Source organism: Streptococcus sp. GMD4S, from assembly GCF_000296955.1.
Map to the genome: position 1 here is coordinate 1 of NZ_AJRE01000536.1, position 875 is coordinate 875.

1 protein-coding gene is annotated in these 875 nt (G+C 34.7%); it reads left to right on the plus strand.

What is annotated here, in order from left to right:
• Window positions 1-85 precede the first annotated feature (85 nt).
• On the plus strand, window positions 86-875 hold a 790-nt coding region (locus tag GMD4S_RS12395), incomplete at its 3' end, for a helix-turn-helix domain-containing protein (protein ID WP_001268184.1).

The following is an 875-nucleotide window of genomic DNA, read 5'->3' on the forward strand; positions in this document are numbered from 1 at the left end:
TTTTTACTTTTTATACTACTATGATACAATATTTTTAATCAGTTTCTATTTTCTGTTAACTTTTTTCACGAACAAGGAGGAGATCATGCGCTACGATTTTGGAAATGTTTATAAAGAAATACGTGAGTCAAAAGGATTAACCCAAGAAGATGTCTGTGGTAGCGTCCTTTCAAGAACCAGCCTATCAAAAATCGAAAGCGGGAAAACAACTCCTAAATATGAGAATATGGAGTTTCTTCTCCGACAAGTCAATATGAGTTTTGAAGAGTTTGAATATATCTGTCAACTTTATCAACCAAGTCAACGCACAGAAATTATGCAAACCTATCTCAATATGAGCTCAATCCTAGGGACTAATGAACTCGAAAAACTATTTCAAAAATGTCAAGACTACCTCAAAACTCACCACGACCTCCCCATCAAAGAGATACGAGATATGCTAGAAATTGTTATCTATATTCGCCAAAATGGGACTAAAAAACTGTCAATCGAAGTTAACAATACTGTAAAGAAGCTATGGAAGAAGATAGAAAAGCAGGACACTTGGTACGAGAATGACTTAAAAATTCTCAATACCATTCTCTTTACCTTTCCTATAGAACATATCCATCTCATCACTGGAAAAATCTTGCAACGCTTAGAAGTCTATAAAAACTATCAACATTTATATGACTTGCGAATGGCAATCCTACTCAACCTCTCCACCATTTACTTATACAATCAAGATAGAAATATGTGTAAACAAATATGCTATACTTTACTAGAAGATGCCAAGAACAAGAAAAGCTACGATAGGCTTGCTATCTGCTATGTCCGTATTGGGATTTGTACGGATGATTCTAAACTTATCCAAAAAGGTTTCTCCCTTCTGGAAC